This is a genomic window from Gilliamella intestini, from assembly GCF_900094935.1.
Classification (GTDB): domain Bacteria; phylum Pseudomonadota; class Gammaproteobacteria; order Enterobacterales; family Orbaceae; genus Gilliamella; species Gilliamella intestini.
In genome coordinates, this window is record NZ_FMBA01000005.1 from 1 (window position 1) to 15,058 (window position 15,058).

A 15,058-nucleotide genomic window follows, 5' to 3' on the forward strand; every position below is an offset into this window, starting at 1 on the left:
ACTTCATCGAGCTTTTCAACTAGGTTTTCTGCATAAGTGATATCATGTCGTTGTCCTTCAGAAAGCTCAAAACAAATAGGCAAACCACCACTATCAACCGCAAGATGAATTTTAGTTGAATGACCACCACAGCTCTGACCTATTTGCTCACAATGCTCCGTTGCAGCGCCTGTACTATGTTGATGAGCCCTGATAATCGAGCCATCTAGGAACACCCATTCAAAATCCGCTAGTTGTGATAAATGTTTGAAAATATCAACTAATATTCCTTTTTTAGACCACAAATTAAATCGTCTATAGACAGTGCTCCATTCACCAAACTCTTCTGGCAAATCTCGCCAAGCAATACCGGTTCTCATTCGGAAAAGGATCCCTTCAAACGTCATCCGATGCTCGGATTTATTATAAACTCGGCCGGTATTTTTCATTATTTGTAGTAGCTTTTCCCACCGTTTATCTGTTAGCATTGTTCTTGGCATGATGAATCGAGTTAGGGTTGTTTTTGGCAGAATGATTATAACTCACATCATGCCGTATAAAAAATAATCACGAAAGATCAACACGCCCTAGTAAATTTATTTTAGTCGCTTGTTAAATTTTAATTCTATTGATTCGACTAAATAGAGTCAAGGTGTTTGTTAAAATTGTGTTAAGTATGTGATCTGGTGATTCAGTTCGTAATTGTGTCAAGATTTTAAAAACCTCAGTGATATATTCAGGGCGATTTACTTGACCTTGACGCCCACTTAATGGCATGTCGGGCGCATCTGTTTCAAGCACTAGGCTGTCAAGCGGTAATTGAGCAATTGTATTGCGAGTTTTATTCGCACGTTCATAACTAATTACGCCACCTACACCAATATAATAACCCAGCTTAACAAATTGTATGGCTTGTTGATAACTACCTGAAAAACCATGTATTACGCCGCAACAAGGTAAGTTGGCCTTGTGTAATTCACGGTACATAATATCGTGCGCTTTGCGTGAATGTATTAAAACGGGTAAATCAAACTGTTTGGCAATTGTTAATTGCGACCTAAAAAATAATAATTGTTGTTGCCAATCGATACTTAAATCGTAGCAATCGAGCCCTATTTCACCAATGGCAACTAATTTTTTAGGTTTTGTTTTAACAATATTGGTTAATAGTTCTAAATCAGCCATAGTATGTTGATAAATAGGATGTAATCCCAAAGCGGCATAAATTTCATGGTGATTATTTGTAAGTTGTAAAACAGTCTCAAAATAGTTAGCACTAACTGCGGGTATAATTAACCCAACAATATTCGCTTGGCGAATCTTATTTATTGAATCAGCAAGAAAATCAGTAAAAGGTGGAAAATCAAAATGACAATGTGTATCAATAAACATAATGCCTCTTATTCTACTGTTGTTTGATGTAATAAAATTGGCAATAAAAATCGCTCAGCAGTAAATATAATTTGTTCAATCAGTGTATCGGTTAACTCAGGATAAAGACGAGTATAATAGCTGTCACACTCGGCGCGTTGATTAAATCCTCCTTGCCATGAATTTAAAAGCTGATTGATAGCTCTATCGCTAGCGATAATTTTACCTGTTTTTTTATCATAAGCTGTAATTAACCAACTCCACGAACTTTTTAATGGCATTAATAATGGTTCATTGATACCCTGCAAATAGCCTTCAACTAAATTAGTTAATATAGTTAAAGCCAAATCTGCATTTAAATGTGAAAATCGCCATTCATTATCGTCCCGACCATACATACGACTTTGATTGTCAATTTTATCAGGATTTAAAATGCAATAAACCAAATGATCAATCCACAACGAAATACCATCGCGAATCGAAAGCTTTGATGGTCGCCATGTCAATATACCATCATCTTGAATGTGAGTTAACCAACCTTGTAATTGGTAATGTTGATCATTAGATGAAATGGTTAAATTAACTTCTTGCGTTGTCATGATTAAACGTTCTTGGTCAACTTTATTGGCCAAAGGTTGCAGTGATTCAAGTTGATTATCATAAATAATTTCACCAAACGCACCATCTGGTAAGTCACCTGTTAACGCTAATCGTTGATAGAAATCATCTGATTGTTGCGATCTATTGGCAATTAATTCATTTAAAATCTGTAAATTTAATTGATAGCGCTTTAAGCTATCAAGATTAAAGTTTTCGGCATCTGGTAAGGTATCATCCAGATAATTTATATAAAAATTAAACCGTTTCTGTAAAAATAGCCTAATAGAGTGCTGGTAAAATCGTTTTAATTCATCAAGATTAATATTATCTACACTAATAATTGGTATTTTACTAATAAATAACTGACTTTCACCTTGTTGCAATGCTGCAGGTAACCACTCATCAGCATAGCTTTTTGGTTGTTGTAAAAAATTTTGGGGGTTAAACGGTGTGCGTGTATGGTTTACACGTAAAAAATCTAAGCTATTTATAGTGCTATTCGTAGTGCCATCTGTATTATTTTCAACCTTGCTATAATATTGGCCAATATATTCCCAAAACTCATCAACAAGTATAGAAGGATAACGTTCACTATTATCTTTCATATCGCGACCAATATAACTGATATACAACTGTTTTTGCGCCGATAAAATGGCTTCTAAAAAAAGGTAACGATCATCTGTGCGACGGCTACGATCCCCTCGTCTTGGATGTTGTGCGATTAAATCAAAATCAAGTGGAAGAGACGTTCTTGGATAATCGCCGTCATTCATACCAAGTAAACAAACAACTTTAAATGGAATAGAACGCATTGGCATCATGGTACAAAAATTTATCTTACCAACTAAAAAACGATGCGCTAAATGATTTTGCTCTAAACGTGATTGCATAGCATCATGTAGAATAGTGATAGAAATATTATCTGTATAACTAGCCGATAATCCACTATTAATCAGCTCTTGCCATTCTTCTTCTATCATCAATAAAATGGATTCACGTTGAACATTACTTACAAAAAAGTCATTGATTAATTCAAGGCAACAAGGTTGCCAATTAATTAGCGGTTTTTCTTCATTTAAGATAGCAAACCACTTACTTACAACTTTAATAAATTCGGCTAATTGACCTATTAATTCGGCATCTAAACCTGTTGCACCATCATAAGGTAATATTTGTTGCCAACCGCCTTGTTCACTGTTCATCGTGTAACCGAGTAATAACCGCTCAAGTCCAAATAACCAACTATGTGCACTATCAAGTCCAAAACGAATGCCTGACTCAACAATCCAAGTTCGCAACAAGGTTAACTGAGATTCGTTAATAGCAAATTTTTCGGCAATAGCAGGGATCTCAAGTAAATTAAATAGTTCTTCTGCTGTAAATCGACTATTTGGAAAATTTAAAATGGTAAAAAAGCCTTGAACGATAGGATCGATATTTCGTGCTTTTTGATCTGAAATAGTAAAAGGTAAATAGCGATTTTCAACAGCATTACCAAAGACGGATCGAATATAAGGAACATACTTATCAATATCTGATACCATAACTATGCAATCGCGCAGCTCCAGCGTAGGATCTGCATCAAAAACCGATAGCAGGTAGTCATACAATACCTCAACTTCACGTTGTTCACTATGGCAGGCATGAAACGAAATTGACTTATCTGTTACGGCAAAAGTTTTATTATCAAAATCGGTTTGATACAGTTCTAAAATATCTTGCTGAATAGCATGTAATAGACAAGAACGATACTGATCGGCAAACGCTTCAATATCTTGCTTATTATTAAATTCTTGTAACAAAAATAGATTATCACGCCCAAGTTTTCCCCATGAGGTTAACAGAGGATTAGGTATTTTATCAGGTGTATTTAATATATCTGACAACTGTTTTTCAGCAATATCGCCCCAATACCATTTACACGGATTGTTAAACATCAAATGGACATCAATATGTTGCCCAAGTGCTGACAGTAACGAAAGATAAATAGGGGGAAGAGAAGTAATACCAAAAATAAAAATACGATTAGGTAACGAATCTAAACGTGAACGATCAAAGTGATTATCTAACAAAATTTCAAGCATTTGTTGATAAATATTAGCGCGATGATAAGGTTGACTGATGGATATTAGCTTTCGCCACAGCTCTGCTTGCCATCTTTCATCAGAATGATGATTTAATTCGCTAACAGTATGATTGGCTTCCCATTTTGCAAGCCAATCAGGGCGATAAACTAAATATTGGTCAAATAATCGCGCAATACGCGTTGCAAGCTGATATCGTTTTTTATCTTGCTTATCAGTATCGAGATAATGTTTAAGCGCACTAAACTCAGGTTGTTTAATAACTTGAGGCAACAAATAATACAAACGCCAACTCATTGATTCAATACTATAACTATTTTCAATGGGGGCATCGGGCAATAATTTTTGATAAAGTTGCCAAATAAATTGAGTTGGAAAAAGAAAATCAACATTAGCCACAATACCCAAATCATCTGCCAAAGCAATTTGTAGCCATTGTGCCATACCTTGACTTTGCACCATAACAACATCAGGTGTAAATACATCCTCTAATGGCTGCCTACGCATTAGCTCGCTCACGAGTGACTTAAGTAGATCGACTTGATTTGAATGGTAAATGGTAAACATAATTGCATTAATGTTGATAAGATTTATTCAGATTATCGCTGATAGCAACCAATAAATCCAGTTAGTGTTACGTTTTAGCCATTTAATAACAATAGTGAAAAAGAAAACTTTATTTTGATATTTTGCTTGTTTTTGTCAAAAAGTTTCAGGAAAACTATACGTTTAAGTATAATTTTATTATAAATCAAAAGGTTACTTAGGGGTGTAAGTAACCTTTTTATATATGGTTAAGCACAAACGCAAACTATTGCCCCATACGGCGAGTTAACTCGATAACACGAATTTTTGCCAAAGCTTTTGACAGTTCGGCTGATGCTTGTGCAAATGACATATCATCGCTTGGATGACTAATATGTTCTTGTGCTTGTCTTACTGCTTCTTGTGCTCTTGCTTCATCTAAATCTTCACCACGAATCGCAGTATCTGCCAAGATAGTTACGATGTTAGGTTGTACTTCTAAGATGCCACCAGATAGATAAATAAACTCTTCTTCACCATCCGCTTTCACAATGCCGACCATACCTGGTTTTATGGTTGTGAGTAAAGGGGTATGGCCAGGATAAATCCCTAGTTCACCTTCTTTACCTGTGACTCTGATTCGCTGAACATCACCCGAAAACAGGTGAGATTCAGCACTAACAACTTCTAATTGATAGGAAGTTAGTGCCATAATACGATCTCCATTAATACGATCTTTGTTCAATGAATCTCTTAGAGAGATTTTGCTTTCTCAATCGCTTCATCAATTGAACCAACCATATAGAATGCTTGTTCAGGAATATGGTCATAATCACCATTCATGATTCCTTTAAATGCACTGATCGTATCTTTTAAAGGTACATATTTTCCTGGTGAACCGGTAAATACTTCTGCAACAAAGAATGGTTGAGATAAGAAGCGCTGAATTTTACGTGCACGAGCAACGATCAATTTATCATCTTCAGATAACTCATCCATACCAAGAATAGCGATAATATCTTTTAATTCTTGATAACGTTGTAGAATTGACTGAACACCACGGGCACAATCATAGTGCTCTTGACCAACAACTAAAGGATCTAATTGACGACTAGTTGAATCTAATGGATCCACTGCCGGATAGATACCTAAAGAAGCAATTTGTCGACTTAATACGATTGTCGCATCTAAGTGAGCAAAGGTTGTTGCTGGTGATGGGTCAGTCAAGTCATCTGCAGGTACATACACCGCTTGGATTGAAGTAATCGAACCGGTCTTAGTTGAAGTAATACGTTCTTGTAGTAACCCCATTTCTTCAGCTAATGTTGGTTGATAACCTACTGCCGATGGCATACGACCTAATAACGCAGATACTTCAGTACCGGCTAATGTATAGCGATAAATATTATCGATGAATAATAAAACATCTTTACCTTCGTCGCGGAATTTTTCAGCCATAGTTAAACCCGTTAACGCAACACGTAAACGGTTTCCTGGTGGCTCATTCATTTGGCCGTAAACTAATGATACTTTATCAAGTACGTTTGATTCTTTCATTTCGTGGTAAAAGTCATTACCTTCACGAGTACGTTCGCCCACACCAGTAAACACTGAGTAACCTGAGTGTTCAATAGCGATATTACGGATCAACTCCATCATATTAACGGTTTTACCTACACCAGCACCACCAAACAGACCAACTTTACCACCTTTAGCAAATGGACAAATTAAGTCGATAACTTTAATACCTGTTTCAAGTAATTCAGTTGAGCTTGCAAGTTCTTCATAGGTTGGGGCAGCACGGTGAATCGCCCAACGTTCTTCTTCACCAATAGGACCTGCTTTATCAACAGGATCACCAAGTACGTTCATAATACGACCTAGTGTTTTAGTCCCCACTGGTACTTCAATGCCGTGACCAGTGTTTACAACTTTAAGTCCACGTCTTAAACCATCAGATGAACCCATTGCGATACAACAAACAACGCCACCACCTAATTGTTGCTGAACTTCCAGAACTAATTTTTCAGTGCCTGTTTCCACTTCTAATGCATCATATACCTTTGGTACTGCATCTTCTGGGAATTCGACATCAACCACCGCACCGATGATCTGGACAATCTTTCCAGTAGCCATTTTTAATCCTCTACGTCTTTTTCTTAACTATAAGCCAATATTTAGCACTAACCTGAAACAGCGGCTGCACCGGATACAATATCAATTAATTCATTAGTGATAGCACCTTGACGGGCCTTGTTATACACAATTTGTAATTCATTAATTAGGTTTGCACCGTTATCCGTTGCCGCTTTCATGGCCACCATTCTTGCTGCTTGTTCACTCGCTAAATTATCAACCACTGCTTGATAGACTTGTGATTCAATATAGCGACGTAAAATCACGTCTAATAGTGATTTAGCATCAGGCTCATAAATATAATCCCATGATGAAGCTTTGAGTTTTTTATCTTCTGATGGTGGTAAAGGTAATAATTGCTGAATTGTCGGCTTTTGCGACATCGTATTAATAAATTTGTTTGTAACAATATATAATCTATCAATTTTACCGTTGTCATATGCCTCAAGCATTGTTTTTACCGGCCCAATTAAATCGGATAAATTTGGTTCATCACCCAAATTAGTGACTTGGGTTAAAATGTTCGCTTTCACTGACGAAAAAAACGAAACACCACGCGAACCAATTAAAGCAACATCAGCTTCAACACCCTTTTCCTGCCATGCTGACATGTCAGCAATGACAGTTTTAAAAAGATTGATATTTAAACCACCACATAAACCACGATCGGTTGAAATGATAAGATAGCCAACTCGCTTTACATCTCTTTCTTCTAAATAAGGATGTTTGGCGCCTATCTGAGCTAACGCTAAATGTCCAATTACTTCACGAATCATTTCGGCATATGGTCGACTAGCAGCCATTCTATCTTGCGTTTTACGCATTTTAGAATTGGCAACCATTTCCATCGCTTTAGTGATTTTTTGCGTACTTTGGATACTGGCAATTTTTGTTCTAATCTCTTTTGCATTAGCCATTTTTTACCTCACCCTTACCATGTTTGAGTTGATTTAAAGCTTTCAAGTAATTCTTTTAGCTTAGTTTCAATCTCATCATTGTAATTACCTGTTTCATCAATTGATTTAACAAAATCGGCATATTGACTATGGGCATAAGCAAGTAGTGCTGTTTCAAATGGTAATACTTTAGCTAATTCTACATCTTCAAGATAACCACGTTCAGCGGCGTAAAGTACTATTGATTGTTCAGCAACAGTCATTGGCGAGTATTGCTTTTGTTTTAACAATTCTGTTACTTTTTCACCGTGACTTAATTGGTTTCTTGTTGCTTCATCTAAGTCTGATGCAAATTGAGAGAACGCAGCTAATTCACGATACTGTGCAAGCGCAGTACGAATACCACCTGATAATTTTTTCATTATCTTAGTTTGTGCAGCACCACCCACACGTGAAACCGAAATACCAGGGTTAACCGCAGGGCGGATACCTGAGTTAAATAGGCTAGTTTCAAGGAAAATCTGACCATCAGTAATCGAAATTACGTTAGTTGGTACGAATGCTGAAACGTCACCAGCCTGAGTTTCAATAATTGGTAATGCTGTTAATGAGCCTGTTTTTCCTTTAACTTCGCCTTTAGTGTACTCTTCAACATAGGCTTCGTTGACTCGCGCTGCGCGTTCAAGTAAACGAGAATGAAGATAAAATACATCACCAGGATAAGCTTCACGTCCAGGAGGACGACGAAGTAATAACGAAATTTGACGGTAAGCAACAGCTTGTTTAGATAAATCATCATAAACAATTAATGCATCTTGACCACGATCGCGGAAGTATTCACCCATTGCACAACCAGCATATGGCGCTAAGTATTGTAACGCAGCTGATTCAGACGCTGATGCCACAACCACAATTGTGTTTTTAAGTGCATTATGCTCTTCAAGTTTACGTACAACATTGGCAATAGTTGATTGTTTTTGACCAATGGCAACATAAATACATTTTACACCTGAGCTGCGTTGGTTGATGATTGCATCGACAGCAAGTGCTGTTTTACCTGTTTGACGGTCACCAATGATAAGCTCACGCTGACCTCGTCCAATTGGAATCATTGAGTCAACGGCTTTATAACCAGTTTGTAATGCTTGGTCAACAGATTTACGATCGATAACACCGGGTGCAACTACTTCTACTGGTGAAAAACCGTCATGTTGAAGAGAGCCTTTACCATCAATTGGTTCACCTAGTGTGTTAATAACGCGACCTAATAAACCTTCACCAACTGGTACTTGTAAAATACGGCCAGTACATTGTACTTTCATACCTTCAGACAAGTCTTCGTATGGTCCCATGACCACCGCACCGACTGAATCTCTTTCAAGATTTAATGCCATTGCATATTGACTTCCAGGTAATGCTATCATTTCGCCTTGCATTACATCAGTCAATCCGTGGATTCGAAGGATTCCATCACTTACAGATATGATAGTTCCTTCATTGTGAGCATCACTCACAATATTGAACTGAGCTATTCGCTCTTTAATTAGTTCACTTATTTCAGTTGAATTTAGCTGCATTATCAGTCCCCTTAAGACTGTAGAGCGTTATTTAAATGATTTAAACGCCCTCTGATACTACTATCAATAACCATATCGCCCGTACGAATAATAAAACCAGAAATGAGTGATTTATCTATATGACATTTTAGTTTTACTTTTCGTGATAAACGTTTTTCGACAGCGACAGAAATTTTATTAAGTTGCTCATCAGTTAGTTCACTGGCAGAAATTACATCAACATCTGCTTGTGATTCTCTATCTAAACAATATTGTTCAAACAAGGTTAACACTTCAGGAAGAAGTGATAATCGTTTGTTTTCAGCCATAATCTTAATAAAATTAGTACTAAACTCATCTAACACATCTTTACAGATGTTGATGAGTAAATTAGCCACCGAATCAGTTTTCATATCAGATGTTAAGACACTTCTTATTTGAGTATCTTTACTCACTTCAGATGTTAGCACTAACATTTTATGCCATGATTCGATGCTGTTATTTTCTACCGCAAATTCGAAAGCGGCTTTAGCATAAGGGCGAGCAATCGTAATTAAGTCAGCCATTGCTCTATTCTCCTTATAGTTCAGCTACGAGTTTATCAATGATGTCGCTATTTGCGGCTTCATTAACAGAACGTTCAATAATTTTTTCTGCACCAGCAATAGCGAGTGTAGCGACTTGCTGTTTAAGCTCTTCTCTTGCTCGTTTGCGTTCAGCTTCTACTTCGGCAAGCCCTTGAGCAACAATTCGTTCTTTTTCGCGAGAAGCTTCTTGCTTTGCTTCTTCAAGAATGATTGCTTTGCGTTTATTCGCTTGCTCAATAATTGCATTAGCCTCAACCTTAGCCTGTTGCATTATGTCAGATGTATTTGCTTTGGCTAATTCCAAATCTTTTTTTGCTGTTTCTGCTGAAGCAAGTCCTTCGGCTATCTCTTTTTGGCGTTTTTCAATCGCGCCAATAACAGGAGGCCAAACAAACTTCATACAGAACCAAACAAACAATACAAATGTAATTGCTTGGCCGAGGAGCGTTGCGTTCATATTCATGACACGATTCCTCTTAAATTTTTATTAACCTGCAACAGCAAAGATAACGTAAAGCGCAATACCAACACAGATCATTGGGATTGCATCAACTAGACCCATAACGATAAAGAATTGAGTACGCAACATAGGCATTAATTCTGGTTGACGCGCAGCACCTTCTAAAAACTTGCCACCTAATAAGCCAATACCAACTGCACCACCAATTGCAGCTAATCCCATCATAATGCCTGCGGCTACAAATAACATTTCCATTATATACTCCAGTTTATTAACAAAAAAATAGTAAAATTAATGATCTTCCGTTGCCGACGCCATAGCTAAATAGACGATCGTCAACACCATAAAAATAAAAGCTTGTAACGTAATAATTAAAATATGAAAAATGGCCCATGGCAATGATAATGCCCATTGTGACCACCAAGGTAATAATGCAGCAATAAGGATGAAGATAAGTTCACCTGCATACATATTACCGAAAAGTCGAAGTCCTAAAGAAACTGGTTTAGCTAAAAGACTAACCAGTTCAAGCACTAAATTGATTGGTGCAAATGCCCAGTGATTAAAAGGATGTAAAGTATATTCTTTAATAAACCCTGAAATCCCTTTGTATTTAATTGAATAAATTATAATGAGTGCAAATACCCCTAAAGACATTGACATAGTAATGCTAACATCTGCCGTTGGTACTACTCTTAAGTGTGATAAGCCTAAATATTGGCCTGCATAAGGTAGAAAATCAACAGGGATAAGATCCATTAAATTCATCAAGAAAACCCAAATAAATACCGTTAATGCTAACGGCGCAATGAGCTTATTTTGACCAGTAAACATATCTTTGACTGTATTATTGACAAATTCAAAGATCATCTCGACTGCACATTGTAATTTACTTGGTACTCCACTGGTTGCTTTTTGGGCAACACGATAAAATACCCATAGAAAGATAACACCAAGCAGAATCGAAAAGAACAACGAGTCAAGATTTAAGGTCCAAAAACCAGAACCTACTTGCAAGTTCTCAAGATGGTGCTTGATATAAGCTTGTGGTGAAGCTGGAGAGGAAACAGACATATAACCCTCTTAACCTATTCCTAAAAATAAAACATTGCTTATAGCCCGTTTAAAAAGGTATAAGCAATCGCTGCAATAAGAAGTTACTATTTTAAACCTAATTGCCTATAACAAGTCAACCTTTGATTAACTAAATTAAGAATTTAGACACTTTTTACTAAATTTATGTAAATATTTACAACTTCTATTATCATTTTACCCCTAATATTGCATAGTTAATAGTTTAATTAATGGGTATAAATGACGCTATTTTTAGGGTTTAACGGCTATAGCAATAGCCTCAGCCAAATTTTGCACTTCTGTTTCGTTATTTCCTTCCACCATTACGCGAATAAGCGGTTCTGTTCCTGATTTACGGATCAGTACTCGCCCATTGCTACCAAGTTGTTTTTCTGCTTGCGCTATTGCTGATTTTACTTGAGCGCTATTTAATGGATCATATTCAGCTGAAAACCGAACATTAATTAATACTTGTGGCAGCATTGTCATACCACTGCATAAATCAGCTAACGACATATCATTACGAACCATTGCGGCTAATACCTGTAAGCCAGCTATGATGCCATCACCAGTTGTGGTTTTATCTAATAATAAAACATGCCCCGAATTTTCAGCTCCTAGGAGCCAGTTCTTCTCAACTAACTTTTCAAGCACATAACGGTCGCCAACTTTAGCTCGAACAAAAGGAATACCCAGATTTTTAAGCGCTATCTCAAGCCCCATATTGCTCATTAATGTACCAACAACACCGCCTTTTAATTGACCTTGCCTTAATGCTTCACGGGCAATGATATAAATAATTAAATCGCCATCAATTTTTTGACCGTTATGATCAACCATAATAATACGATCGCCATCGCCATCTAAGGCAAAACCTAAATTGGCTTTTTCATCAATAACACGTTTAGCAAGTGCTTTAACATCTGTTGCGCCACAGTTTTCGTTGATGTTAACACCATCGGGCTCACAGCCAATTTTAATTACTTGTGCGCCAAGTTCTCGTAATACTTTTGGCGCTATGTGATAGGTGGCGCCATTAGCGCAATCAACAACAATTTTAAGTCCTGCTAAACTTAAATTATGATCAAATGTGCTTTTACAAAATTCGATATAACGCCCAGCGGCATCGGTAATACGGCTAGCTCGTCCAAGTTGTTTGGATTCAACGCAATCGATCTCTTTTTCAAGTTCTGCTTCAATTTCTAATTCAATTGTATCATCAAGCTTTTTCCCTTCGGTTGAAAAAAACTTAATACCATTATCATAAAAAGGATTATGTGAAGCAGAAATAACAACGCCAGCATCAGCACGAAAAGTGCGGGTTAAATAAGCAATAGCAGGGGTTGGCATTGGTCCAGTAAAGGCAGCAGCAACACCTGCCGAGGCAAACCCTGCTTCTAAGGCTGATTCAAGCATATAACCTGAAATACGAGTATCTTTACCGATTAATACTTTTTTAACGCCATCTTTGGCTAGTACACGACCTGCTGCCCAACCTAATTTAAGTGCAAAATCTGGTGTGATAGGATACTGTCCAACTTTCCCTCTAATCCCATCTGTACCAAAATATTTTCGATTAGACATTCTATTTCCTCATACTAACATTTGTTATTTTTAACCACTTTGTTAAACAGTAATGCTTTGTTCTAAAACTATATAACACTGTTTTTTGATAAAAAGTATATTTTTAACTTGTAAAAAACTTTCAGGAAAATATACCGTTTAATATAAAGTTACGCTCGATTATCATTAGCAAATTTTAATAACCCTTGGCTCTCTTTGATAAAGCGCTCGGCATAACTGCCAAACCACTGGGTAACTTCATTAAAGTTTTTTATAAACTTAGTTTTGTCTCGTTGTTCAATTAAATTTACCATTTCCCCAAAACATTTATAATAACGCTTGATTAATTCAATATTATCATCAGATGCCATGATAATATCAGCATAAAGTTCGGGATCTTGCGCAAACAGGCGTCCAACCATCATCAGTTCAAGCCGATAGATAGGTGATGATAATGCAATGAGTTGTTCCAAATCCGCTTGTTCACGTTGTAAATTAACACCATATGAAAAAGAGGTAAAATGGCGTAATGCTTGAATGAATGACATACATTTATCATGCTCTTTGGCATCAATCGCACATAAATTGGCGCCCCATATCCGCATTTGCTCAATTAACCATTGATATTTCGCTTGCTCACGTCCATCACAATAAACAATAACTTGTTTAGCCAAATTTGGCACATCAGGACCAAACATTGGGTGCAAACCAACAACAGGTCCTTGATGCTTATCAAGCATTGCTTGGATAGGCTTGGCTTTTATGGATGTAAAATCCGTTAAAATACAATCTTTGGGTAATGATGGTAATTGTTTAATGATGTCACAAGTTTTATTGATCGGCACGGTTACAATAACTGCAATTGCATCGGCAACCACTTCGGCTGCTTGATGCATCGTTTTTGAACCCAATGTTTTAACCTGATAGCCCGATAGCGTAAATAACCGAGCAAATAACCGACCCATTTGTCCATTACCGCCAACAATCACGACGGAACCTTGGCCCGTATAGACTTTTTTAAAGCCCTTGTCGTTTTCGCTAATATAAGATTCACGCATTAAACGGCGTAAAATATCTTCAATTAAAGCAGGAGAAACACCTTGCTCTTCAGCCTCTTGCCGTCTTTTAGCTAGCATAGCGGCTTCACGTTTAGGATCATAAATTGGAATGCCATGTTTGCTTTTTACTTCGCCAACTTCGGCAACTAACGCTAATCGCTTTGTAATTAAAGATAAAATAGATTGATCAACTTCATCGATTTTATCGCGTAAGGCAAGTAGTTCCGTAGACATATTGGGTAGTTCCTTATTATCACAAAGAGTTGCTTTTTCTGTAATAGCTTAACAGTATAACGTATTTTTGGTACGATGCGTATTTAGAACATCAAATACAAGACAATAAATCAACATGAATGTTATCTCATTTAATATTAACAGCCTTCGAGCTCGAATTCACCAATTAGCAGCTATTATTGATAAATATCAGCCAGATGTAATTGGTTTACAAGAAACGAAAGTTCATAATGATCAGTTTCCTATTGCTGAGCTAGAACCATTTGGTTATTACCTAAACTATCACGGGCAAAAAGGACATTACGGAGTTGCTTTACTAACAAAGCAAAAACCGCTGTCGGTGCAATGTGGTTTTCCAACTGATGGGGATGAAGCACAATGCCGTTTAATTATGGCTCAATTACCTACTAATAAAGGCAATTTAACCATAATTAATGGCTATTTTCCGCAAGGTGAAAGTTTACATCATGAAACTAAATACCCTGCTAAACGTAAGTTTTATCAAGATTTGATTTATCATTTACAAAAGCATCAATTAAATAATCAATTAACTTTAATTATGGGTGATATGAACATCAGCCCGACTGATTTAGATATTGGTATTTCAGAAGAAAGCCGTAAACGTTGGCTTCGTACGGGTAAATGTTCATTTTTACCGCAAGAGCGTGAATGGATGAACAATTTAATGTCACTTGGCTTTATAGATACTTATCGTAACGAACATCCAACAAAGCAAGAGTATTCATGGTTTGATTACCGCTCAAAAGGGTTTGAAACAGACACAGGACTTAGGATTGATCTAATTTTAGCTAGCCAAAAATTGCTAGCACATTGTCAACAAACAGGGATTGATTATGCTATTCGGGCAATGGACAAACCCTCAGACCATGCGCCAATTTGGGCTAAATTTGATTTAATATAAATTTGTATCATCG

Annotated in this window: 14 protein-coding genes; 1 reads left to right on the forward strand and 13 read right to left on the reverse strand. The window is 36.8% G+C overall.

Features of this window, described 5'->3' with window-relative positions; genetic code table 11:
- The 13 genes from GA0061080_RS02030 to tyrA all read right to left on the reverse strand — a co-directional run.
- The coding region (locus tag GA0061080_RS02030) for an IS5 family transposase (RefSeq protein WP_167349163.1) at positions 1 to 479 on the reverse strand (479 nt) is incomplete at its 3' end.
- Positions 480 to 591: 112 nt separating this feature from the next.
- Positions 592 to 1,371 carry a TatD family hydrolase gene (locus tag GA0061080_RS02035; RefSeq protein WP_091120221.1) on the reverse strand — a complete coding sequence of 260 codons (780 nt, stop codon included), beginning with the start codon at positions 1,369 to 1,371 and terminating at the stop codon, positions 592 to 594.
- An 8-nt stretch (positions 1,372 to 1,379) separates the two neighbouring features.
- Entirely contained in the window at positions 1,380 to 4,601 is a 3,222-nt protein-coding gene (gene recC, locus GA0061080_RS02040) for an exodeoxyribonuclease V subunit gamma (protein WP_091120225.1), read from the reverse strand.
- 244 nt (positions 4,602 to 4,845) lie between these two features.
- Positions 4,846 to 5,271: a F0F1 ATP synthase subunit epsilon gene (locus tag GA0061080_RS02045; protein ID WP_091120468.1), complete on the reverse strand. Its 426-nt coding sequence runs from the start codon at positions 5,269 to 5,271 to the stop codon at positions 4,846 to 4,848.
- Between the two features lie 41 nt (positions 5,272 to 5,312).
- On the reverse strand, positions 5,313 to 6,695 hold the full coding sequence (gene atpD / locus GA0061080_RS02050; protein ID WP_091120227.1) for a F0F1 ATP synthase subunit beta: 1,383 nt from the start codon (positions 6,693 to 6,695) through the stop codon (positions 5,313 to 5,315).
- Positions 6,696 to 6,742: 47 nt separating this feature from the next.
- The gene (atpG, locus tag GA0061080_RS02055) at positions 6,743 to 7,612 is read right to left on the reverse strand and encodes a F0F1 ATP synthase subunit gamma (protein ID WP_065606087.1); all 870 of its coding nucleotides are present in this window, start codon (positions 7,610 to 7,612) and stop codon (positions 6,743 to 6,745) included.
- A 14-nt stretch (positions 7,613 to 7,626) separates the two neighbouring features.
- Complete coding sequence (gene atpA / locus GA0061080_RS02060) at positions 7,627 to 9,168, reverse strand: F0F1 ATP synthase subunit alpha (protein WP_091120232.1); 1,542 nt, start codon at positions 9,166 to 9,168, stop codon at positions 7,627 to 7,629.
- A gap of 11 nt (positions 9,169 to 9,179) precedes the next feature.
- The gene (atpH, locus tag GA0061080_RS02065) at positions 9,180 to 9,713 is read right to left on the reverse strand and encodes a F0F1 ATP synthase subunit delta (protein WP_091120236.1); all 534 of its coding nucleotides are present in this window, start codon (positions 9,711 to 9,713) and stop codon (positions 9,180 to 9,182) included.
- A 13-nt stretch (positions 9,714 to 9,726) separates the two neighbouring features.
- A complete protein-coding gene (atpF, locus tag GA0061080_RS02070; protein ID WP_034911222.1) occupies positions 9,727 to 10,197 on the reverse strand; it encodes a F0F1 ATP synthase subunit B in 471 nt (156 codons plus the stop codon).
- Positions 10,198 to 10,221: 24 nt separating this feature from the next.
- On the reverse strand, positions 10,222 to 10,449 hold the full coding sequence (gene atpE, locus GA0061080_RS02075) for a F0F1 ATP synthase subunit C (RefSeq protein WP_411588181.1): 228 nt from the start codon (positions 10,447 to 10,449) through the stop codon (positions 10,222 to 10,224).
- A 36-nt stretch (positions 10,450 to 10,485) separates the two neighbouring features.
- Positions 10,486 to 11,268 (reverse strand): F0F1 ATP synthase subunit A, encoded by a 783-nt coding sequence (atpB, locus tag GA0061080_RS02080; protein ID WP_091120241.1) that lies wholly within the window; start codon positions 11,266 to 11,268, stop codon positions 10,486 to 10,488.
- 252 nt (positions 11,269 to 11,520) lie between these two features.
- The gene (glmM, locus tag GA0061080_RS02085) at positions 11,521 to 12,852 is read right to left on the reverse strand and encodes a phosphoglucosamine mutase (protein WP_091120243.1); all 1,332 of its coding nucleotides are present in this window, start codon (positions 12,850 to 12,852) and stop codon (positions 11,521 to 11,523) included.
- A 149-nt stretch (positions 12,853 to 13,001) separates the two neighbouring features.
- On the reverse strand, positions 13,002 to 14,123 hold the full coding sequence (tyrA, locus tag GA0061080_RS02090; RefSeq protein WP_091120246.1) for a bifunctional chorismate mutase/prephenate dehydrogenase: 1,122 nt from the start codon (positions 14,121 to 14,123) through the stop codon (positions 13,002 to 13,004).
- A gap of 115 nt (positions 14,124 to 14,238) precedes the next feature.
- Between tyrA and xthA the strand changes: the two genes are divergently transcribed.
- Positions 14,239 to 15,045, forward strand: a complete 807-nt coding sequence (xthA, locus tag GA0061080_RS02095) for an exodeoxyribonuclease III (protein WP_091120250.1) — start codon at positions 14,239 to 14,241, stop codon at positions 15,043 to 15,045.
- The last annotated feature ends 13 nt before the right edge of the window (positions 15,046 to 15,058 follow it).